The following is a 21994-nucleotide window of genomic DNA, read 5'->3' on the forward strand; positions in this document are numbered from 1 at the left end:
GTACGCTGAGTTAATATAATGTTAACGACTTGTTTATTAACTGGGGTTGTGATGACGACGAACACTCATTTTAGAGGTGATGCATTGAAGAAGGTTTGGCTTAACCGTTATCCTGCTGATGTTCCGGCGGAGATCAACCCTGACCGTTATCAATCCCTGGTTGAACTGTTTGAACATGCGGCGACGCGCTATGCCGATCAGCCTGCGTTCGTCAATATGGGGGAGGTAATGACCTTCCGTAAATTAGAAGAACGTAGTCGGGCATTTGCGGCTTATTTACAACAAGGGCTGGGACTCAAAAAAGGCGACCGTGTGGCGCTGATGATGCCAAACCTGTTGCAGTATCCTGTCGCGCTATTTGGTATTTTACGCGCTGGCATGATTGTGGTGAACGTTAACCCGCTGTACACGCCGCGCGAACTTGAGCATCAGCTTAACGATAGCGGCGCGGCGGCAATCATTATTGTTTCTAACTTTGCCCATACGCTGGAAAAAGTAGTCGAGAAAACGTCGGTACAGCACGTTATTCTGACGCGGATGGGCGACCAGCTTTCTACCGCCAAAGGTACGGTTGTTAACTTTGTCGTGAAATACATCAAGCGTCTGGTGCCAAAATACCACTTGCCAGATGCGATCTCGTTTCGCAGCGCGCTACAGCATGGCTACCGTATGCAGTATGTCAAACCCGAGGTTGTCGCTGAAGATCTGGCTTTCCTGCAATATACCGGCGGTACGACGGGCGTGGCGAAAGGCGCGATGTTGACCCACCGCAATATGCTGGCGAATCTGGAGCAGGTGAAAGCGACCTATGGGCCGCTGCTGCACCCGGGGAAAGAGCTGGTAGTGACCGCGCTGCCGCTGTATCACATTTTTGCCTTAACCATGAACTGTCTGCTTTTTATCGAGCTGGGTGGGCAAAACCTGCTGATTACCAATCCGCGTGATATCCCCGGTCTGGTCAAGGAGCTGGCGAAATATCCATTTACGGCGATGACTGGCGTTAATACGTTATTCAACGCCCTGCTCAATAATAAAGAGTTTCAACAGCTGGATTTTTCTTCGCTGCATCTGTCAGCCGGCGGCGGGATGCCGGTGCAAAACGTCGTTGCGGAACGTTGGGTAAAGCTGACCGGGCAATACCTGCTGGAAGGCTACGGGCTGACCGAGTGCGCCCCGCTGGTGAGCGTCAACCCGCATGATATTGATTATCACAGCGGCAGTATCGGCCTGCCAGTACCGTCAACAGAAGCCAAACTGGTGGATGACGATGACAACGAAGTCGCGCCGGGTGAGGCCGGAGAGCTTTGCGTGAAAGGCCCGCAGGTTATGCTGGGATACTGGCAGCGTCCTGACGCGACGGATGAAATCATTAAAGATGGCTGGCTGCATACGGGCGATATTGCGGTTATGGATGAAGACGGCTTTCTGCGGATTGTCGATCGTAAGAAAGATATGATTCTGGTTTCTGGTTTCAACGTTTATCCAAACGAAATTGAAGATGTGGTGATGCAGCATTCTGGCGTGCAGGAAGTCGCGGCGGTTGGCGTGCCTTCCGGTAGTAGCGGCGAAGCGGTGAAGCTTTTTGTGGTTAAGAAAGATCCGGCATTGACTGACGATGCGTTGATCACCTTCTGCCGTCGCCATCTGACCGGATATAAGGTGCCCAAACAGGTCGAGTTTCGCGAGGAATTACCAAAATCTAACGTTGGGAAAATTTTACGACGAGAACTGCGTGACGAAGCCCGTGGCAAAGTAGACAATAAAGCCTGAGCGTTAAGTCAGCTAACGAGAGACGCCGGTTAAGCCGGCGTTTTTTTTGGCGCGAACCAAAGAGAACACGATTTGAATTACCAAATGATTGAAACGGACGATGCGCTGGCGAGCCTGTGTGAGGCTGTCCGCGCATGTCCGGCTATTGCTTTAGATACGGAATTTGTCCGTACCCGCACCTATTACCCGCAGTTAGGATTGATCCAGTTATTTGACGGGGCAAATGTCGCCCTGATCGATCCGCTCGGCATCAGCGACTGGTCGCCGTTAAAAGCGGTGTTGCGCGATACGGGAATCACCAAATTTCTGCACGCGGGTAGCGAAGATCTGGAAGTATTTCTGAATGCGTTTGGCGAACTGCCGGAACCCCTGATTGATACGCAAATTCTGGCGGCGTTTTGCGGGCGTCCGCTGTCGTGGGGTTTTGCGTCGATGGTAGAAGAGTATACGGGCGTGGCGCTGGACAAAAGCGAGTCTCGTACCGACTGGTTAGCCCGGCCTTTAAGCGAACGTCAGTGTGAATACGCGGCGGCGGATGTCTGGTATCTGTTACCGATCGCCAAAAAGCTGATGATTGAAACTGAAGCCGCAGGATGGCTGCCTGCCGCGCTTGATGAGTGTCGGTTGATGCAGCAGCGCCGTCAGGAGATTCAGGCGCCGGAAGAAGCATGGCGGGATATCACCAATGCCTGGCAACTGCGTACTCGCCAGTTAGCCTGTCTGCAACTTTTAGCTGACTGGCGGCTACGTAAGGCGCGTGAGCGCGATATGGCGGTGAACTTTGTTGTGCGTGAAGAAAATCTGTGGGCGGTCGCGCGTTATATGCCGGGCAGTCTCGGTGAGCTGGATAGCCTGGGGCTTTCCGGCAGCGAGATTCGTTTTCATGGCAAGACGTTGATATCGCTGGTGGCGAAAGCACAGGCGCTACCGGAAGAGGCATTGCCGGAACCCCTGTTGAATCTGATGGACATGCCGGGCTATCGCAAAGCGTTTAAAGCCATCAAAGCGCTGGTGGCGGAGGTGAGCGCGTCGCATCACGTCAGCGGCGAGCTACTGGCATCGCGTCGGCAGATTAATCAGTTGCTTAACTGGCACTGGAAATTAAAACCGCAAAATGGGCAACCGGAATTGATTTCCGGCTGGCGCGCCGAACTGATGGAGGAGAAGTTAACTCTTCTGTTGCAGGAGTATCCGCTTTAACGACGGTAATTGCCGGGAAAACGGCCAGTGAAATAAATGTCCGTATTCGGAATAATGTAAAAAAATAAAAAAGGCAGATTCTTCTGCCTTTTTTAATCCAGGAATTTTCCCATAAAAGAGCTTATTTTGACTCTTCGGCTTCCGGCAGCGTTACGTTAAGTTCAAGGATGGAGATATCACCATCTTTTTGCTCAAGCTGGACGGTAACCATTTCCGGATCGATTTGTACGTATTTACAAATGACCTCAAGAATATCTTTACGTAACTGCGGTAAATAATGCGGTTCGGCATCGCTACGGCGACGTTCCGCGACAATGATTTGCAACCGCTCTTTTGCAATATTAGCGGTACTCTTTTTCCGCGAGAGAAAAAAATCCAGTAATGCCATAATTTATCCTCCGAACAGGCGTTTGAGGAAACCTTTCTTCTCTTCTTCAATGAAGCGGAAAGGACGTTCTTCTCCCAACAGACGATCTACGGTATCTGCATAGGCTTTACCCGCATCCGCAGTGGCGTCAAGAATCACCGGTTCGCCCTGGTTCGATGCGCGCAGTACGGATTGATCTTCCGGGATCACACCGACGAGTTTAATACGCAGAATCTCCAGTACATCTTCCATGCTGAGCATGTCGCCTTTATTGACGCGGCCTGGATTGTAGCGCGTCAACAGGAGATGTTCTTTAATCGGTTCTTCGCCATTTTCTGCGCGACGAGATTTCGATGCCAGAATACCCAGAATACGGTCCGAGTCACGGACAGAAGAGACTTCCGGGTTGGTCGTGATGATCGCTTCATCGGCAAAATAGAGCGCCATCAGCGCCCCGGTTTCGATACCCGCCGGCGAGTCGCAAACGATGAACTCAAAGTCCATCGCTTTCAGTGAGTCCAGTACCTTAGCGACGCCTTCGCGCGTTAGCGCGTCTTTATCCCGGGTCTGCGACGCCGGAAGAATGAAGAGATTTTCAGTACGCTTATCTTTGATCAGCGCCTGATTCAGTGTCGCATCGCCCTGAATGACGTTTACAAAATCGTAAACGACACGACGTTCGCACCCCATAATCAGATCGAGGTTACGCAGTCCGATATCAAAATCAATGACGACAGTTTTCTTTCCCTTCTGGGCCAAACCTGTAGCGATGGCCGCGCTGGAGGTGGTCTTGCCAACGCCCCCTTTACCCGAAGTAACAACAATAATGCGTGCCATAAAAATTCCTTGTTAAAAAGGGATCAATTCAACGGTTGAACTGTCAAAGCGTTGTCTGCTAAACGCAGGCGCGCCGCTTTGCCATAAAATTCTGCCGGGATTTTATCACTCAGCCAGTAAACACCTGCGATAGAGACCAGTTCTGCCGTCAGATGGGTACAAAAAATTTGCGCTTCCCGATCGCCGCTCGCTCCTGCCAGCGCGCGACCTCTCATCATGCCATAGACATGGATATTGCCGTCAGCGATAAGCTCTGCGCCAGCGCTGACGTGACTTGTAACAATCAGATCACATTGTGGAGCATAAATGCGCTGACCGGAACGAACCGGAACATCAATTAATCGCGTTTTTGTGATGGGATTAGCGTTTTGCGGCGGTTCGCTGGGCGTTGCCGGCTCAACGGGCGCAGGCCGAACCGCTTTCTCTTTACCTTCAGTCAGTAAAGGAAGACCCATCCGATCGATTTCTACTTTCAGGCTGGCGTCTTTACAGCCGCTCACGCCGATAATGCGTAAGCCGGTTGAGGTCACGATCTTATGCAGTTCCGGCCAGTTTACCGGGCTTTCAAGACCGCTAACGTTAATAACGACAGGGGCGTGTTTTAAAAACGCAGGAGCCTGCGCTATTTTGTCTTCTAACGCCTGACGAATAACCTCTGGTTCCGCTTCATGCAAATGAACCACTGATAAGGTGAAGCTACTGCCTTTAAGCTCGATTGGCGTGTTTGACATCCTGGCCTTACTCAATTTGCTATTTATCATCTCCGATACGGAGTGATATTCCGAAGTCCAGAAGGCATGTTATAGTCAGTATTATATTGAGGCAAGTCACCATCCCGTTAATTCAGAGTAAAAGTATGTTTTGTGTGATCTATAGAAGTAGCAAGCGCGATCAAACCTATTTGTATGTCGAAAAAAAAGACGATTTTTCGCGGGTGCCTGAAGCGTTGATGAAAGGATTCGGTCAGCCGCAGTTAGCGATGATGCTGCCGCTTGATGGACGTAAAAAATTAGTCAATGCCGAGCTCGAAAAAGTAAAACAGGCGTTAAGCGAGCAGGGCTATTATTTACAATTGCCGCCGCCGCCGGAAGATTTGCTGAAACAACATCTTTCTTCGGTAGGACAAAATACGTCGCCCGCTGACCGTTAAACGGTATTCGGCGCCGCGCCTGAATTCCATCATGATCTTAGGGGAAAATATGTATCAACATCGTAACTGGCAAGGCGCCTTGCTTGATTACCCGGTAAGTAAAGTGGTCTGCGTGGGCAGTAATTACGCAAATCACATCAAGGAGATGGGCAGCGCGACGCCGGAAGAACCCGTGCTTTTTATCAAGCCGGAAACCGCATTGTGTGATATTCGCCAGCCGCTGGCGATTCCGGCGGATATGGGGGCTGTTCATCATGAAGTTGAGCTTGCTGTGCTGATTGGCGCAACGCTCCGCCAGGCGACCGAAGATCATGTACGTAAAGCGATAGCCGGTTATGGCGTGGCGCTTGATTTAACCCTGCGCGATATTCAAGGGAAAATGAAAAAGGCCGGACAGCCCTGGGAAAAAGCCAAAGGTTTTGATAACGCATGTCCGATTTCAGGCTTCATCCCTGTCGCGGCCTTCTGCGGCGATCCGCAAAATACGGTTATCGGACTTAACGTTAATGGCGAGGTTCGCCAGCAAGGGTCGACCGCGGATATGATTCATCCTATTGTGCCCCTTATCGCCTATATGAGCCGCTATTTTACGCTCAAAGCCGGGGACGTGGTGCTAACCGGCACGCCGGCAGGCGTGGGGCCATTATTAAGCGGCGATGAGCTGGACATTCGTTTTAATGGCGAAACGTTGTCTACCCGCGTTCTGTAAAATCTGCTTGCCGCCTTCAGCGGCGGTAAAACTTGCATCTGCAGGCCAGACTGGTTATAAGGTGCAGCTTTAGTGCAATGGCGGATACTTTAATGAGCGATACACCTTTCTGGCAACGTAAAACCCTGGATGAAATGACCGATGCCGAGTGGGAGTCGCTGTGCGATGGCTGCGGTCAATGCTGCCTGCATAAGCTGATGGATGAAGATACAGATGAAATCTACTTCACCAACGTGGCGTGCAGGCAATTAAATATCAAAACGTGCCAGTGCCGTCATTATGAGCGCCGTTTTGAATTTGAACCCGACTGTATCAAACTCACTCGCGAAAACTTGCCAGACTTTGAATGGTTGCCGATGACCTGCGCCTACCGTTTGTTGGCGGAAGGTAAGCCCTTGCCGACGTGGCATCCGCTGCTGACTGGATCGAAAGCTGCTATGCATGGCGAGCGAATTTCTGTCCGTCATATCGCGGTTAAAGAATCTGAAGTACGGGACTGGCAGGATCATATTTTAAATAAACCGTCGTGGGCAGAATAAGTCTTCGGCAAAACGGCTGATTGTTTACAATTCTTTAATTTACGCTGGGCGGCCCCTGAAGCCAGGAATTGCGTGCAAATTCCGTCACCTGGCGTTATCACTGCCTTCTCTTCTTCCCTGACGCGCCTTGTCGCTGCGCTCGCGCACGTATGGCGGCGACTCTATACTTTCAAAGCAGTATATCGCTGCCTATCCTGAGGAGTTACCCCATGAATAACCAACCGTTGCGCGTTTCAAAGGATCAGCCCAGGAAGCCTGATAAGACACCCGAAGACGAAGGAAAAAATCCAAAGAAAAACCAAAAGTAGTGCTGTAGGGTATCTTTAATAACTATGGTTCGTTGGAGGCTTTATGTCTGAACGTCCTGATTTAGTCGATCCATTACCAGAGGATGAGCCGCTTCCTGGTGAAAATATTCCGGATACACCAGAGGGAGACGATCCTCTCGACCCGGATACCCAGAATGAGGTTGAAGATCCTCGTAGATAGCGTCTTGTGCTATTAACCAACCGCCTGATGCACCGTCTGTGCCAGGCGGTTTTTTACATCTTCTAAAGCGAAACATCCTGATAATCCTCAGAAAGATAGCCTATAATTTTTTGTACGTTAAAATAGTAGCGCGTCCATGACGACACTGTCTTATTGCGCTTAGCCGTTTGCGAGTTCAAAGGAGGAAATCAATGAACAGCGAAGAGTTGACACATAAAGCAGAAGAGGAAATCGCGGCACTCATTAGCAAAAAGGTTGCCGAACTACGGAAGAAAACCGGGCAAGAGGTTTCCGAAATAGAGTTCGCGCCGCGAGAAACGATGAAAGGGCTTGAGGGATACCACGTTAAAATTAAACTACTCTAGCGTTTAATTAGCGCCATTAATCACCTGGCTACTGGGCGGGACGCCGCCCAGTGGTGACTGGTTTACCGATGTCAGGCTTTTTTCTGTTGATACATTTCCTCGCCCTGATGGTCTTCCTCTACCCAAAAATGAATGTTGAACCGCGCATCATCGCTCAGCTCTACCCGATGCCAGTATTGCGGCGGACTGGTGGCGAATTGCCCGGCATTAATCACCACTTTCACTTCGGGTTCTGTCGCGGTTTCATTCGCAAAGCCATAGTAGGTCACGGTGCCTTCCATCACGCAGAGTTGTCCGAAAACGCCTGCCGCTGTGTTGTGATGAGAGAGCAGTGCCGCCGGAACATTCTCTTTGGTGAAAAAGGGGGTAGAGCGTTTAACTTTCCAGTTTGCCGGGATGCGTAAGTGGGACATAAGACATCTCCCTGATGTGGTGATTAAAAGATGTATTTAATATACACCTTTTAATCACTGGCAAACAACGCTTCGGGCAAAAAAAACGCTCCCGAAGGAGCGTGTGTATCAACGACCGAACAGGTCGCGTTTTTTAGGCTTAAATGCCTGGGCTATGACGACGGCTATCGCCACCACAAGGTAAGCGGCAAAGATCCCCAACAGCCATTGCGGCATCTCCAGCGTTAAAAACGACCACTGGCGTTCGGCGCAATCACCGGATGCCACAAACACCTGTGGCAGCCATTTACCCAACGGCAACCAGTCTGGAAAGCGCGCCATAAAGTCACAGGTCATGAACGGCGAGGGATGCAACTGAATCATCGTATGTTCATACGCCAGTTGTAGACCCCGCCAGGCGCTGTAAATCCAGATAACCATTGCCACGTATCGCAGCGGCGTTTTCGGCGCTATTGCGCCGACCAGACCCGCGCCCATCACGCCAAACAGGGCGCAACGTTCATAAATACATAGCACGCAAGGTTTAAGTAACATGACGTGCTGGAACCACAGCGCCACCATTTCCAGCGCCAGGGCGGTAAACGCCATCAGTAACCATGCGCCCCGACCCCGTGAGCACTGGTTTAAAAATCGCAACATAATAATTTCCCTGCAACATGCGTAGAGACCGCAGTGTAAACCAATTCAATTCGTGCGCCACTAGCGGGAAATGAAATAATGTGTAATTGGATAATTATCAGGCAAAAATCGGAGCCGGGCGGTGTATTGCCCGGCCAAACGTTACGAAAGCGTTGCTAACCATCCTGCCTGAGTCATCCATTCGGTGGCCGGCGCAAGAGTGAATTCGACGCACAGTAGCCCTATCAGGGTCAGTACGATAGTGTACGGTAACGCCATCCAGACCATACGGCCATAGGAGAGACGGATTAACGGCGCCAGCGCGGAGGTCAGCAGGAATAAGAATGCCGCCTGACCATTTGGCGTCGCTACCGATGGCAGGTTAGTACCGGTATTGATGGCCACGGCTAAAAGCTCAAACTGTTTTAAGCTGATAGCGCCGTTTTCCATTGCCGCCTTCGCTTCGTTGATATAAATGGTGCCGACAAAGACGTTATCTGAGATGGAAGACAACAGGCCGTTAAAGAGATAGAACAGCGTTAGCTGCGCGTGTTCAGAGGCTTGCAAGACGAACTGAATAATCGGCGCGAAAAGATGTTGATCGATAATAACCGCCACAATGGAGAAGAAAACGGTTAACAGCGCAGTAAACGGCAGCGACTCGGTAAACGCTTTGCCGATGGCGTGTTCATCGGTTACACCCGTTAACGCGGTGGCCAGAATAATGACCGACAGACCAATCAGTCCCACCTCCGCGAGATGGAGGGCGAGGGCGGTAACCAGCCAGACGCCAATAATCGCCTGGACTATGAGTTTAATTTTATCCTGGCGGGTGCGCTTCTTACGGCTTTGATCGTCGAATTGCTGTAAAACGTCGCGGACTTTTTCGGGCAACGTTTCGCCATAGCCAAACCAGCGCATTTTCTCGACCAGCATACAGGTTAACAGTCCACATACCAGTACCGGGACGGTGACAGGCGACATCCGCAAAAAGAAGTCGCCGAAATGCCAGCCAGCCGCTTTAGCGATGATCAGGTTTTGCGGCTCCCCGACCATGGTCATGACGCCGCCCAGCGCCGTCCCCACGCCTGCATGCATCATCAGGCTACGCAAGAATCCGCGGAATTGCTCCAGCACCGTTTTGTAATGCGGATCGATATGGCTGTCGTCCAGCATATCGTTCTCTTCGCCGCGCGATGAGGCCACACGATGGTAAATCCCGTAAAAACCGACGGCGACGCTGATCACCACCGCAACGACGGTAAGCGCGTCAAGGAAAGCCGACAAGAATGCGGCGGCGACGCAAAAGGCCAGCGACAGAACCATCTTCGAGCGGATACTGAGTAACAGACGGGTAAAAATAAACAGCAATAACTGCTTCATAAAGTAGATGCCTGCCACCATAAACATCAGCAGCAGCAAGACTTCCAGGTTGGCGGCAACCTCTTCACGTACATGGGCGGCGCTGGTCATACCGATGATAACGGCTTCAATGGCCAGTAACCCGCCGGGCAGCAGGGGGTAACACTTTAACGCCATCGCCAGAGTGAAGATAAACTCTGCCACCAGCAGCCAACCGGCAATAAAGGGATTAGCTAAGAAAATGAATGGGTTAACAATTAAAAAGACAAGTAGTGCCAGTTTGTACCAGTCGGGCGACTGGCCTAAAAAGTTGCGCCACATGGCGCGACCCCATGAGATCTCCATGAAATTTTTCCTTACCTAGAAAAATGAAATAGCGTTTTTATGTTTAAACACAGAGAGTAGCGAGCGCGACGAATGCAAGCAAGTCCTTAACGATATTGGCAGGCGATATCAGAAATGGTGCCTTGATCCCCTTTTTCTTCATTGCGTCCGCTATCAGGTGTTACGCCCGTCTGGTATGATGAGTGCAACTATGTTTTGCTGTGTAATGGAAATCTCACTATGGTCATTAAGGCGCAGAGCCCGGCGGGTTTCGCGGAAGAGTATATTATTGAAAGTATCTGGAATAACCGCTTTCCTCCTGGCACGATCTTACCGGCAGAACGAGAACTCTCCGAACTGATCGGCGTGACGCGCACGACATTACGCGAGGTGTTACAGCGGCTGGCGCGAGATGGCTGGCTGACCATTCAGCATGGCAAACCGACAAAGGTTAATAATTTTTGGGAAACGTCAGGGCTGAATATCCTTGAAACGCTGGCCCGCCTTGATCATGAAAGCGTTCCGCAACTGATCGACAATTTGTTGTCGGTGCGTACCAATATTTCTACTATCTTTATTCGTACCGCGTTGCGTCAACACCCGGATAAGGCGCAGGAAGTACTGGCCACTGCCCACGAAGTGGCCGACCATGCCGATGCATTCGCCGATCTGGACTATAACATCTTTCGTGGTCTGGCATTCGCCTCCGGCAATCCTATTTACGGCTTGATCCTGAACGGCATGAAAGGGTTATACACCCGCATTGGTCGCCACTATTTCGCCAATCCGGAAGCGCGCAGTCTGGCACTGGGTTTCTATCATAAATTATCGTCGTTATGCGAGCAGGGCGCGCACGACCAGGTGTATGAAACGGTGCGACGTTACGGGCATGACAGCGGCGAGATTTGGCATCGGATGCAGAAAAATCTGCCCGGCGATTTAGCGATTCAGGGACGATAATCCCGCGATGCCCGGTAAGCGCAAACACTACCGGGCAGCATCTCGATTACAGCATGTTCATGCGCGGCGGACAACGCTCCAGCAGTTCTACGCTGCCATCCTCATTTTGTTGCTCCAGCATCACATCAAAGCCCCATAACCGATGCACATGTTTCAGCACCTCTTTGCGGCCTTTATCCAGCGGTGCGCGGTTATGCGGGATATAACGCAACGTCAGCGATCTGTCGCCGCGTAAATCCACATTCCAGACCTGAATATTCGGCTCCAGATTGCTCAGGTTATACTGTGACGACAGTTTTGATCGAATCTCCCGATAACCTTCTTCGTTATGAATGGCGGAGATCTCCAGATAATTATGCCTGTCATCATCAAGTACCGTGAAGAAACGGAAATCACGCATCACTTTTGGCGACAGGAACTGGCTGATAAAGCTTTCATCTTTAAAATCGCGCATGGCGAAGTGCAGCGTTTCCAGCCAGTCGGAACCGGCAATATCCGGAAACCAGTATTTATCTTCATCCGTGGGGGACTGACAAATACGTTTGATATCCTGGAACATGGCAAAGCCGAGCGCATAGGGGTTAATTCCGCTATACCAGGGGCTATTATAGGGCGGCTGAAATACGACATTGGTATGGCTGTGTAAAAACTCCAGCATAAAGCGTTCCGTCACTTTGCCTTCATCATACAGATGGTTCAGGATGGTGTAGTGCCAGAAGGTCGCCCAGCCCTCGTTCATGACCTGCGTCTGTTTCTGCGGATAAAAATACTGGCTGACTTTACGCACGATGCGCAGAATTTCGCGCTGCCACGGCTCGAGCAACGGGGCGTTTTTCTCCATAAAATAGAGCAGGTTTTCCTGCGGTTCAGCGGGAAAGCGGCGTGCTTCGGCGACCGTTTTTTCTTCTTCGCGTTTTGGCAGCGTGCGCCACAGCATATTCACCTGGCTTTGTAGATACTCTTCCCGGCTTTTTTGTCGCGCTTTCTCTTCCTGCAACGAGATTTTCTGCGGGCGCTTATAGCGATCGACGCCGTAATTCATCAGCGCGTGGCAGGAGTCGAGCAGTTTTTCTACTTCATCCACTCCGTAGCGTTCTTCACAGCGGGTAATGTAATTTCGGGCGAAAATCAGGTAATCGACGATAGAGCTGGCATCCGTCCAGCTCCGGAAGAGATAATTATTTTTAAAAAAGGAGTTGTGGCCGTAACAGGCGTGCGCCATGACCAGCGCTTGCATGGTGATGGTGTTCTCTTCCATCAGGTAGGCAATGCAGGGATTAGAGTTGATCACAATTTCATAAGCCAGTCCTTGTTGACCATGCTTATACAGACGTTCCGTCTCAATGAACTTTTTGCCAAACGACCAGTGCGGATAGTTGATCGGCATCCCGACGCTGGAGTAGGCGTCCATCATCTGTTCGGAAGTGATGACTTCAATTTGGTGCGGGTAAGTATCCAGTTGGTAGAGCTTCGCCACGCGGTCTATCTCTGCCAGATAGACATCCAGCAGCTCAAATGTCCAGTCGGGTCCATCGCTCAAACGTGTGGTGTCCTTGTTCATGGAATCAATCATTGCCATTCGCGCACCCTCATTGTTGGCGACGCTCTCTGTATGGAGCGCCTCCTTTCAAGCATAGAACACCATGTTAAAAAACGACTTGATCGTGAAAACTTTTCTTTGCGGTTTCCTCCACATTGAACGGCAAAAAATCGGGTATTGGCATCATTTTATGCTGTATAGCCATGCCGCGTAGCAGGAGATCCCAAACCAGTGGGATCGCTTGTCTTTAGGGTATATGTGAAGCACGTCACCATAAAAAAGTCATATGTTGAATAATATTTTCATCTGGGTTATCAAGATGTAATCAGAAGATTGTTCTTTTACTATTAACGGAGTGGCTATGCGAGTTGTCATCCTGGGGAGTGGCGTAGTTGGCGTGACCAGCGCCTGGTACTTGAGTCAGGCGGGGCATGATGTCACCGTCATCGATCGCGAATCCGGCCCGGCGCAAGAAACCAGCGCGGCGAATGCCGGACAAATTTCACCGGGATATGCGGCGCCCTGGGCGGCCCCTGGCGTACCGCTGAAGGCGATAAAATGGATGTTCCAGCGCCATGCGCCGCTGGCGGTGCGTCTGGATGGCACTCCATTTCAACTGAAGTGGATGTGGCAAATGCTGCGTAACTGCGATACCCGGCATTATATGGAAAATAAAGGCCGCATGGTGCGCCTGGCGGAATATAGTCGCGACTGTCTGAAAACGCTACGCGCCGCGACCGGTATCGAATATGAAGGCCGCCAGGGGGGAACGCTACAACTCTTCCGCACCGCGCAACAGTATGAGAACGCCACCCGTGATATCGCCGTGCTGGAAGATGCCGGGGTGCCGTATCAGCTCCTGGAATCCAGCCGACTGGCGGAAGTTGAACCCGCTCTGGCTGAGGTTGCGCATAAATTAACCGGCGGACTGCGCTTACCGAATGATGAAACCGGGGACTGTCAGCTCTTTACCCAGCGTCTGGCGCGCATGGCGGAGCAGGCGGGCGTAACCTTTCGCTTTAATACTCCCGTGGAAAAATTACTGTACGAAAATGATCAGATTTACGGCGTGAAATGCGCCGATGAGATCATTAAAGCAGATGCGTATGTTATGGCGTTTGGATCGTATTCGACGGCGATGCTTAAAGGCATTGTTGATATCCCGGTGTATCCGCTGAAAGGCTATTCATTAACCATCCCAATCGTCGAGCCAGACGGCGCGCCAGTATCGACGATTCTTGATGAAACCTACAAAATCGCTATTACGCGTTTTGATAAGCGTATTCGCGTGGGGGGAATGGCGGAAATCGTGGGCTTTAATACCGACTTACTGCAACCGCGCCGCGAGACGCTGGAGATGGTTGTGCGCGATCTCTTTCCGCGCGGCGGTCATATTGAGCAGGCCACATTCTGGACCGGCCTGCGCCCCATGACGCCGGACGGCACGCCGGTAGTAGGACGCACCCGTTATAAAAATCTGTGGCTTAATACTGGACACGGCACCTTAGGCTGGACGATGGCCTGCGGTTCAGGCCAGTTGTTAAGCGATATCTTGTCGGGTCGCACGCCAGCGATACCCTACGACGATCTGAGCGTGGCGCGATACCGTTCCGATTTTACGCCCACCCCCCCGCAACGTTTGCATAGCGCGCATAACTGATAAAGGAAGTGAAATGACCCGCCCTATACAGGCCAGCCTTGATTTACAGGTAATGAAACAAAATTTGGCTATTGTGCGCCGGGCGGCCCCAGAGGCGCGCGTCTGGTCGGTAGTGAAAGCCAACGCCTACGGCCACGGTATTGAACGCGTCTGGAGCGCGCTGGGCGCCACAGATGGTTTCGCTATGCTCAACCTTGAAGAGGCGATTACCCTGCGTGAGCGCGGGTGGAAAGGGCCGATATTGATGCTGGAGGGGTTTTTCCATGCGCAAGACCTGGAGGCGTATGACACTTATCGGCTGACCACCTGCATCCACAGTAACTGGCAGTTGAAAGCGCTGCAAAATGCGCGGCTTAACGCGCCGCTGGATATCTATGTCAAAGTCAACAGCGGCATGAACCGACTCGGTTTTCAGCCTGAGCGGGCGCAGACCGTCTGGCAGCAATTGCGGGCAATGCGCAATGTCGGTGAAATGACCCTGATGTCACATTTTGCTCAGGCCGATCATCCGGAAGGTATCGGGGAGGCGATGAGGCGTATTGCGCTGGCGACGGAAGGTCTTCAGTGTGCATACTCGTTATCAAATTCGGCAGCGACGCTGTGGCATCCCCAGGCGCATTATGACTGGGTCAGGCCGGGCATTATTTTGTACGGCGCGTCGCCGTCAGGACAGTGGCGGGATATTGCCGATACCGGACTAAAACCTGTGATGACGCTGAGTAGCGAAATTATTGGCGTGCAGACGCTGAGCGCGGGTGAAAGGGTAGGCTATGGCGGAGGGTATTCTGTGACTCAGGAACAACGCATTGGCATCGTCGCGGCGGGTTATGCCGATGGCTATCCACGCCATGCGCCGACCGGGACGCCTGTGCTGGTGGACGGTATCCGTACCAGAACAGTAGGCACCGTTTCAATGGATATGCTGGCGGTGGATTTGACGCCGTGTCCGCAGGCGGGAATCGGCACGCCGGTTGAATTATGGGGCAAAGAAATTAAGGTCGATGATGTCGCTTCTGCGGCAGGCACGCTGGGCTATGAGCTACTGTGCGCCGTAGCGCCGCGTGTGCCGTTTGTGACAACGTAACCTAATTCAGGCTAAGGCGTCGACCGGTCCACTTGGGGGCGGGTCGACGTTGCCAGGCGACCTTATTCTGCTTCGTCTTCGGCGACGCGTACCCCAATCTTGCGTACCACGTTATCTTCTTTTTCAGCTACCGTCCAAATCATGCCGCCAAACTCCACCTGATCGCCGACGACCGGCGCAGCGCCCAGCAGCTGCTGTATGATTTCACCCAGAGTTTGTTGTTTATCCCGGTATTCCGTTCCTTCTTCCAGACCGTAGATAAGCGCCACGTCGGCGAATTTCGCATTCGCTTCGAGGATAAAATCGCCAAAGAAACGCTGATCTAACGAAACCGGCGGCGACTGGCTAAACAATTTGCCCAGCGCTGGCAGATCGCGCTCCCGGCCAATCACGCAGAGTACGTCGCCTTCCTGCAGGCGAGTGCTACCCGTGGGGTGAAACAGTTCATTATTGCGAAATAGCGCGGCAATGCGGGTTTCGTTCGGCATATGCAGGTCGCGCAACGCCGCGCCGACGCACCATTTGTCGGCGCTCAACTGATAAATGAATTGCTCCCACGGATTATCAGGATGGATGTCAAGCCCCACGCGCGATACTGGCCAGCCAACCGGAGGCACGACCACTTTGGCTCTCTTCGCCGCCCATGACAGCGATGTTCCCTGCAGGAGCAGCGACACCAGTACCACAAAGAAAGCGACATTAAAGAACAGGCGAGCGTTTTCAAGCCCGGCCATCATCGGGAAAACGGCGAGAATAATCGGCACCGCACCGCGCAGTCCGACCCAACTGATGAAAATGCGCTCCCGAAGATTGAAGCCGCGAAATGGCAGCAGGCCGGTAAACACCGACAGTGGGCGGGCGAAGAAAATCATCCAGATGGAGAGAATAAGCGCAGGGACGGCAATCGGCCACAGATCGGAAGGCGTCACCAGCAGCCCCAGAACCAGGAACATCGCGATCTGCGCCAGCCAGGCTAGTCCGTCAAAGTTTTGCAGGATGCCGTAACGGTTGCGAATCGGGCGGTTTCCTAACAGGAATCCGCACAGATAGACCGCGAGAATGCCGCTGCCTTCAAGCGCGGTCGTCAAAGCAAAAATCAGAATACCGCCGCTGAGCGCCAGCATCGGATACAGGCCGCTGGGCAGAGAAATACGGTTGATCATCTGCTGTAGCAGGTAACCGCCGCCCAGGCCAAAAACAATACCGAGACCGAACTGTTGGATAATATGGACGGCAAACATCCAGTCCAGGCCGGTTTCATGCTTCTGGATCATCTCAATTAATGTAATGGTCAGAAAAACGGCCATCGGGTCGTTACTTCCCGATTCGATCTCCAGCGTGGAGCCTACACGTTCGTTTAGCCCTTTGCCGCCAAGCAGAGAAAAGACCGCTGCGGCGTCAGTGGAACCGACTATCGCGCCGATAAGCAGACCTTCGATAAGATCCAGATGAAACAGCCAGGCGGCCATCATACCTGTTAACCCCGACGTGATCAGTACGCCGAGCGTCGCCAGCGACAGCGCGGGGCCCAGCGCTACCCGGAAAGAGCTGGCCTGGGTGCGCATTCCGCCATCGAGTAAAATAATCGCCAGCGCCAGGTTACTGACCATATAAGCGAAAGGATAATTATCGAAAGGAATACCGCCAATGCCATCCACACCCGCTAACATCCCGATGGCGAGGAAAATGACCAGAATCGGGATACCCAGTCGCGATGAGAATGAACTTAACAGGATACTGCTGGTTACAAGGATGGAACCTAAAATAAATAGACTAATAATTGTTGCAGCATCCAACGTTTTATATCTCCTGACTCACACGACTTCGTATTATTTAACATTAACATAATAACGGCCAGGGCAGCGTTTTACTTAGCCTGTCGGGGACTTTTTTTACAATTGCAGCGTAGGATGGCCAGATAAAGTGAGTTGAGTCCCCTGGCGCGTATTTTTAAGCATCGCGTTTGCCCCGATAGGGAGCGTTACCGTACGTTGTTCATGCCCGAAGTCGAGACCGGTAATCAGCGGAACGGACAGACGGGAACGTAAAAACGCGTAGACGCTCTCCAGAGAATAACCGGCGTCATACTCGTTGGGCGCCGCGCCGCTAAAGCTGCCGAGAACGATGGCGCTCTGGCGGTTTAAAATTCCGGCGTACTCCAGTTGCAAAAGCATACGCTCCACCCGGAAAGGATGCTCATTGACATCTTCCAGCACTAAAATTCCTTTATCGATAGTCGGCATCCAGGGCGTACCGATAAGGGAAATCAACATCGCCAGATTTCCGCCCCATAAGGTGCCCTGTGCGTCGCACTGAGGGCCGTCGCCTTGCCACTCTACGGTAAATTGCGCCTTGCGTAGCGCCAGCCAGAAATGTTGCTCGGTGAACGTATTCAGCGTTTCGGCGCCAAAATTTGCCGCCAGCATAGGACCGCTAAAGGTGATGACATTGGCCTGCGCCAGGAGTCCAGCCTGAATCGCCGTAAAATCGCTATGACCGCAAATCAGTAAGGGATCGCGCTGTTGCCGGGAGGCGAGCGCCTGCCAGTCGATACGATCCAACAAGCGGCTGGCGCCATAGCCGCCGCGAACCGGCATGACGATTGTATCCGGCGACGTTAGCGAGGCCAGCGAATTAACATCGGCCAGCCGTTCCGCGTCCGTACCGGCAAAACGCTGAAAGCGGCGACGAATCACCTCGTCATTCTCCACCTGATGACCCGCGTCAGTCAGGCGCTGAACGCCGCGTAACGCGGCCTGTTGGTTAATACAGTAGCCCGACGGGGCGATTAAATGAAACAGAGACATGGTAATTCCTTGCTGACAATAGAATGCAAATGTATATCATGCCGCATATATTAGGCGATGTCCCTCGTTGTGCGACGTTTCTGGATGCGCACCAGGGAGGCAACCTAAGTGCCTGGCCGGGGCGGTATGACCTCTTCGGCAGATAAGTTACGGCTATAAGGATAGATGACGTGAAATTAAGATGGTTTGCTTTTTTGGTAGTAATACTGGCTGGCTGTAGCTCAAAACAGGATTACAGGAATCCGCCGTGGAATGCCGAAGTGCCTGTAAAGCGTGCGATGCAGTGGATGCCCATCAGTGAAAAAGCCGGGGCGGCATGGGGGGTTGATCCGCATTTAATCACCGCGATTATCGCCATTGAATCCGGCGGCAACCCTAACGCGGTCAGTAAATCTAATGCGATTGGCCTGATGCAGTTAAAGGCGTCGACCTCCGGGCGCGACGTTTACCGTCGTATGGGCTGGCGTGGCGAACCGACCACCAGCGAGCTGAAAAACCCTGAGCGTAACATCTCAATGGGCGCGGCGTATCTGAGCATTCTGGAAAATGGGCCGCTGGCCGGCATCAAAGATCCGCAGGTGATGCAATATGCGCTGGTCGTCTCTTATGCTAACGGCGCAGGCGCGTTATTGCGTACTTTTTCATCCGACAGGAAGAAGGCGATAGAAAAAATTAACGATCTGGATGCGGACGAGTTTTTTGAACATGTTGTTGATAATCATCCCGCGCCGCAGGCGCCGCGCTATATCTGGAAGCTTCAGCAGGCGCTGGACGCCATGTAGTTTAGCGTGAAGATTATTCTCGCACTTTATTCGCTCTTTCTCGGGCCTCGCGCTCAAGCGAAAAAATAATCCGCTGCAACTCCCGCTCCACCGCCGGGCTAACGTTAAGGAAACGAAAGCTCAGGCGGGGAGTGGTGATCGTTTCATTTTTCCCATCAATCACCTTACGCTCGCTGATGGAGATAAGCTGGGCGTCAACGTGAAAAATCCCCCATTGCCCCATGTTCAGTTCAACCTGCGAAAAGCGTGCGCCTTCGATTAGTCCGTCGGGGATGGCGGATTCCAGTAGCGCGCCCATGCCGCCCAGGGAAAGATCAAACAGGCGAAAACGTAACGTACGGGTGTCCGGTAGCGTGGTGACGCCGTAATAAGGCGGATACAGCGGCGCGCCAATGCGAAAATACTCCCGGCGCTGGACAAACCACAGTGACGACGGCAGGGGCGTGATAAAGGCCGGCAGCCGCTGATATTCGCCTGTAACGAGTTGCGGCAACGTGAACTCGACTTTTGCGCCCTGCGTTTCTGCGATAATGGCTACCTGCCCGGCACGTAATACGGCGCTATTTTCGTATTCCTGGCTGCCGTAATCCACGATGAGTTTTTCCGGGTCTACCGCCAAAATTTTACTGATGAATTGACCATGCGCCCATGAAATACGCAGTGGAACCTGATTTTTATTTAAATCCCGTAGCACGCCTAATATCGCTAATGGATTTTTTTTCAGGAACTGCTCATTGTAACCACTCACACGAAATAACCCCTGATACGCAGACTATCGTTGGGTTATCGGCATCGGTAGAAAGAACTTAATAGCGATAAATAAATTTTTATGTCCGCGAGATAAATCAGTGTTCAGAAATGCGACGCTCGACTTTGCCTATACTTAAAACGTTTTTACTGGAAAGAGGGTTCGCAAATGGGAATTATCGCCTGGATTGTTTTTGGTTTGATTGCCGGCGTTATCGCCAAATTGCTTATGCCGGGGCGCGATGGCGGGGGATTTATCCTGACCTGTATTCTCGGTATCGTCGGGGCGGTCGTTGGCGGATGGCTGGCGACGATGTTTGGTATTGGCGGCAGTATCAGCGGCTTTAATCTGCACAGTTTCCTGGTCGCCGTGGTGGGCGCGATCGTGGTGCTGGTGATTTTCCGCCTTCTGCGACGCGGCTAACCGCTGCAGAACGTGTAAGCGTTGACCCGGTCAGCACCGGGTCAACCTACTATAAACACGCGTTACTGCGTCGCTGCAGACGGCGTTTTTGTCGGCGTTGCGCTTAACGATGCCGGACGAGTAGACGGTACGCTATCGCACGGTTTTTCCTGCGGACAAATCAGATCGAGCATTTTCAGCGTCACGCCGTTGGTCCAGCCAAAGCCGTCCTGAAGTGGATATTCGCCGCCGCCACCGCCGGTTCCGGTGCTGCTGACATCATATTTTTCGACCAGTTTTTTCTCGCGATCGTAGGTGTGCTGCACATTGGTTAAAAAGCGCCAGGTGACTTCCATTGCCACGTCATCCTGCCCATAATTTTGCAATCCTTCGGCAGCGACCCATTGTAACGGCGCCCAGCCGTTTGGCGCATCCCATTGCTGTCCGCTTTTAACCGAGGTGGTAGCCAGCCCGCCAGGCTGTAGCAGATGCGCCTGGGCCGCCGCCGCCACTTTCGCGGCGCGATCTTTCGCGGCGGCGTTTACATAGAGCGGGAACAGCGCGGCAGCGGTGAGTTGGTCACGGATTTTATTGTTCTTCAGATCGTAGTCGGCATACCAACCCTCTTTGTTATTCCACAGATGCATTTCAATGGCTTTTTGCCGCGCGTTGGCCAGCGCGTCATAGTGCGAGGCTTTGGCCCGATCGCCCGCCGCAGCGCTGGCGCGGGCGAGGGTTTTCTCCAGTTGATACAGCAGAGCGTTAAGATCGACAGGGGCAATAGTGGTGGTACGAATGGTACTGAGCTGCTGCGGATTATCCATCCAGCGGGAGCTGAAATCCCAGCCGGAGGCGGCAGCAGAACGGAGGTCTCGATAGATCTCCGTTGCCGGGCGGTTGGGGTTGCTTTTGGCGGTAGCGATATCTTCAACCCAGGATTCAGGGCGGGGCGTATCCCGATCGTCCCAGTAGCGGTTGAGAACGCTGCCGTCTTCCAGTTTGACGACGCGTTGGTTTTGTTGCCCTGGCTGCAATGTCTCAACGCCCTCCATCCAGTAGGCGTACTCTTTTTGCAGTTGCGGCAGGTATTCTTTCAGCGCATCGTCACCTTCATGTTGCGCCAGTAACTCAACCATAAACGCAAAGAAAGGCGGCTGCGAACGACTCAGGTAGTAGGTACGGTTGCCGTTAGGAATATGCCCCCAGGCGTCAATTTCGTAACCAAAGTTCGCCACCATATCCGCCACCTTATCCCAGTGCCCGCTTTCCGCCAGCCCCAGCATCGTAAAGTAGCTGTCCCAGTAGTAAATCTCTCTGAATCGACCACCCGGCACGACATAGGATTCAGGCAACGGCAAGAGCGAGTCCCACTTTTCGACGTTTTTAGTTGAACGTGTCAGCACCGGCCACAGGCCATCAATATGTTCACGCAATGACTGCCCGGCAGGCGGGACATATTTTTCACCCGCTTTCGGCAGGGTGAAGTTAACATCAACAAAATGACGTAAATCGAAGCCGGACTGGTTCCGCTGCATACGATAATCCGCAAGAATCATGAGCGGATCGCTATTAGGTATGGCGTCAGCAAAGGTTTTCTGATCGGGGAAGAGTTTTGCATTCTGGACATCATTAAAGAGCGGGCCAAGCAAAATATCCGGCGGCTGCGGAGTTTCAGTGTCGGAAGACGGGTCTGCGGCAGTCGCCGAAAACGATGCAAACGTCAGCAGCGTCCCTGCCAGCGCCAGTTTTATGGCTTTCTGCAGTAGAACAGAACGGCGAATCTCTGGGGGTATCATCAAGTTATCTCCTTAGCGGTGAGCCAAAGCCAACGGCATTTACCATGACAAAACCTTAGTCTACGATGACCA

Annotated in this window: 22 protein-coding genes and 2 pseudogenes; 13 read left to right on the forward strand and 11 right to left on the reverse strand. The window is 52.4% G+C overall.

Annotated elements, in window-relative coordinates:
* Positions 1 to 84 precede the first annotated feature (84 nt).
* Together fadD and rnd are read left to right on the forward strand one after the other, a co-directional pair.
* Entirely contained in the window at positions 85 to 1770 is a 1686-nt protein-coding gene (gene fadD / locus QEN31_RS10410) for a long-chain-fatty-acid--CoA ligase FadD (RefSeq protein ID WP_000758418.1), read from the forward strand.
* Positions 1771 to 1842: 72 nt separating this feature from the next.
* On the forward strand, positions 1843 to 2970 hold the full coding sequence (rnd, locus tag QEN31_RS10415; RefSeq protein ID WP_001109130.1) for a ribonuclease D: 1128 nt from the start codon (positions 1843 to 1845) through the stop codon (positions 2968 to 2970).
* 121 nt (positions 2971 to 3091) lie between these two features.
* Here the strand turns inward: rnd and minE are convergent, their stop codons facing one another.
* From minE to minC, 3 genes are read right to left on the reverse strand one after another with little or no spacing between them, the layout of a single operon-like run.
* Complete coding sequence (gene minE, locus QEN31_RS10420) at positions 3092 to 3358, reverse strand: cell division topological specificity factor MinE (protein WP_001185666.1); 267 nt, start codon at positions 3356 to 3358, stop codon at positions 3092 to 3094.
* Between the two features lie 3 nt (positions 3359 to 3361).
* Positions 3362 to 4174, reverse strand: a complete 813-nt coding sequence (gene minD / locus QEN31_RS10425) for a septum site-determining protein MinD (protein WP_000101047.1) — start codon at positions 4172 to 4174, stop codon at positions 3362 to 3364.
* Between the two features lie 23 nt (positions 4175 to 4197).
* Positions 4198 to 4905 (reverse strand): septum site-determining protein MinC, encoded by a 708-nt coding sequence (minC, locus tag QEN31_RS10430; RefSeq protein WP_000072527.1) that lies wholly within the window; start codon positions 4903 to 4905, stop codon positions 4198 to 4200.
* Positions 4906 to 5030: 125 nt separating this feature from the next.
* Between minC and QEN31_RS10435 the strand changes: the two genes are divergently transcribed.
* The 5 genes from QEN31_RS10435 (at position 5031) to QEN31_RS10455 (ending at position 7426) form a co-directional block, all read left to right on the forward strand.
* Positions 5031 to 5324, forward strand: a complete 294-nt coding sequence (locus tag QEN31_RS10435; RefSeq protein WP_001525604.1) for a YcgL domain-containing protein — start codon at positions 5031 to 5033, stop codon at positions 5322 to 5324.
* A 49-nt stretch (positions 5325 to 5373) separates the two neighbouring features.
* Positions 5374 to 6033, forward strand: a complete 660-nt coding sequence (locus QEN31_RS10440) for a fumarylacetoacetate hydrolase family protein (protein WP_001519895.1) — start codon at positions 5374 to 5376, stop codon at positions 6031 to 6033.
* 92 nt (positions 6034 to 6125) lie between these two features.
* Positions 6126 to 6572: a YcgN family cysteine cluster protein gene (locus QEN31_RS10445; protein WP_001285703.1), complete on the forward strand. Its 447-nt coding sequence runs from the start codon at positions 6126 to 6128 to the stop codon at positions 6570 to 6572.
* Between the two features lie 351 nt (positions 6573 to 6923).
* On the forward strand, positions 6924 to 7061 hold the full coding sequence (locus QEN31_RS10450; protein WP_001519337.1) for a hypothetical protein: 138 nt from the start codon (positions 6924 to 6926) through the stop codon (positions 7059 to 7061).
* Between the two features lie 191 nt (positions 7062 to 7252).
* Positions 7253 to 7426 (forward strand): GnsA/GnsB family addiction module toxin, encoded by a 174-nt coding sequence (locus QEN31_RS10455; RefSeq protein WP_001083582.1) that lies wholly within the window; start codon positions 7253 to 7255, stop codon positions 7424 to 7426.
* Between the two features lie 71 nt (positions 7427 to 7497).
* Here the strand turns inward: QEN31_RS10455 and QEN31_RS10460 are convergent, their stop codons facing one another.
* The 3 genes from QEN31_RS10460 to nhaB form a co-directional block, all read right to left on the reverse strand.
* Positions 7498 to 7839, reverse strand: a complete 342-nt coding sequence (locus tag QEN31_RS10460) for a DUF1971 domain-containing protein (RefSeq protein WP_000018967.1) — start codon at positions 7837 to 7839, stop codon at positions 7498 to 7500.
* Between the two features lie 108 nt (positions 7840 to 7947).
* Positions 7948 to 8478, reverse strand: coding sequence for a disulfide bond formation protein DsbB (dsbB, locus tag QEN31_RS10465; protein ID WP_000943475.1), 531 nt, complete (start codon positions 8476 to 8478; stop codon positions 7948 to 7950).
* 141 nt (positions 8479 to 8619) lie between these two features.
* Positions 8620 to 10164 carry a Na(+)/H(+) antiporter NhaB gene (gene nhaB / locus QEN31_RS10470; RefSeq protein ID WP_000406435.1) on the reverse strand — a complete coding sequence of 515 codons (1545 nt, stop codon included), beginning with the start codon at positions 10162 to 10164 and terminating at the stop codon, positions 8620 to 8622.
* Between the two features lie 219 nt (positions 10165 to 10383).
* On the opposite strand from nhaB, the gene fadR reads away from it, so the two are divergent.
* Positions 10384 to 11103 carry a fatty acid metabolism transcriptional regulator FadR gene (gene fadR, locus QEN31_RS10475; RefSeq protein WP_000234826.1) on the forward strand — a complete coding sequence of 240 codons (720 nt, stop codon included), beginning with the start codon at positions 10384 to 10386 and terminating at the stop codon, positions 11101 to 11103.
* 46 nt (positions 11104 to 11149) lie between these two features.
* Here the strand turns inward: fadR and QEN31_RS10480 are convergent, their stop codons facing one another.
* Positions 11150 to 12682, reverse strand: coding sequence for a SpoVR family protein (locus QEN31_RS10480; RefSeq protein WP_001240769.1), 1533 nt, complete (start codon positions 12680 to 12682; stop codon positions 11150 to 11152).
* 322 nt (positions 12683 to 13004) lie between these two features.
* Here QEN31_RS10480 and QEN31_RS10485 point away from each other — a divergent pair, with 322 nt between their 5' ends.
* The 3 genes and pseudogenes from QEN31_RS10485 to QEN31_RS25400 form a co-directional block, all read left to right on the forward strand.
* Complete coding sequence (locus QEN31_RS10485; protein WP_001266937.1) at positions 13005 to 14303, forward strand: D-amino acid dehydrogenase; 1299 nt, start codon at positions 13005 to 13007, stop codon at positions 14301 to 14303.
* Positions 14304 to 14316: 13 nt separating this feature from the next.
* The gene (dadX, locus tag QEN31_RS10490; protein WP_000197903.1) at positions 14317 to 15387 is read left to right on the forward strand and encodes a catabolic alanine racemase DadX; all 1071 of its coding nucleotides are present in this window, start codon (positions 14317 to 14319) and stop codon (positions 15385 to 15387) included.
* A 32-nt stretch (positions 15388 to 15419) separates the two neighbouring features.
* Positions 15420 to 15512, forward strand: a pseudogene (locus QEN31_RS25400) (hypothetical protein); the annotation flags it as partial.
* A 3-nt stretch (positions 15513 to 15515) separates the two neighbouring features.
* Here QEN31_RS25400 and QEN31_RS10495 read toward each other — a convergent pair.
* Together QEN31_RS10495 and ldcA are read right to left on the reverse strand one after the other, a co-directional pair.
* Positions 15516 to 17183: pseudogene (locus QEN31_RS10495) on the reverse strand (potassium/proton antiporter); the annotation flags it as partial.
* 96 nt (positions 17184 to 17279) lie between these two features.
* Complete coding sequence (gene ldcA, locus QEN31_RS10500; RefSeq protein ID WP_000051601.1) at positions 17280 to 18194, reverse strand: muramoyltetrapeptide carboxypeptidase; 915 nt, start codon at positions 18192 to 18194, stop codon at positions 17280 to 17282.
* Positions 18195 to 18364: 170 nt separating this feature from the next.
* On the opposite strand from ldcA, the gene emtA reads away from it, so the two are divergent.
* Positions 18365 to 18976, forward strand: a complete 612-nt coding sequence (gene emtA, locus QEN31_RS10505; RefSeq protein WP_000776974.1) for a membrane-bound lytic murein transglycosylase EmtA — start codon at positions 18365 to 18367, stop codon at positions 18974 to 18976.
* Positions 18977 to 18989: 13 nt separating this feature from the next.
* Here the strand turns inward: emtA and ycgR are convergent, their stop codons facing one another.
* A complete protein-coding gene (gene ycgR / locus QEN31_RS10510) occupies positions 18990 to 19724 on the reverse strand; it encodes a flagellar brake protein YcgR (RefSeq protein ID WP_000017421.1) in 735 nt (244 codons plus the stop codon).
* A 168-nt stretch (positions 19725 to 19892) separates the two neighbouring features.
* Between ycgR and QEN31_RS10515 the strand changes: the two genes are divergently transcribed.
* Complete coding sequence (locus tag QEN31_RS10515; protein ID WP_000511323.1) at positions 19893 to 20147, forward strand: GlsB/YeaQ/YmgE family stress response membrane protein; 255 nt, start codon at positions 19893 to 19895, stop codon at positions 20145 to 20147.
* Positions 20148 to 20209: 62 nt separating this feature from the next.
* Here QEN31_RS10515 and QEN31_RS10520 read toward each other — a convergent pair whose 3' ends face one another.
* On the reverse strand, positions 20210 to 21922 hold the full coding sequence (locus QEN31_RS10520; RefSeq protein WP_000612821.1) for an alpha,alpha-trehalase: 1713 nt from the start codon (positions 21920 to 21922) through the stop codon (positions 20210 to 20212).
* Positions 21923 to 21994 lie beyond the last annotated feature (72 nt).

The organism is Salmonella sp. SA15303, from assembly GCF_029962125.1.
Classification (GTDB): Bacteria; Pseudomonadota; Gammaproteobacteria; order Enterobacterales; family Enterobacteriaceae; genus Salmonella; species Salmonella enterica.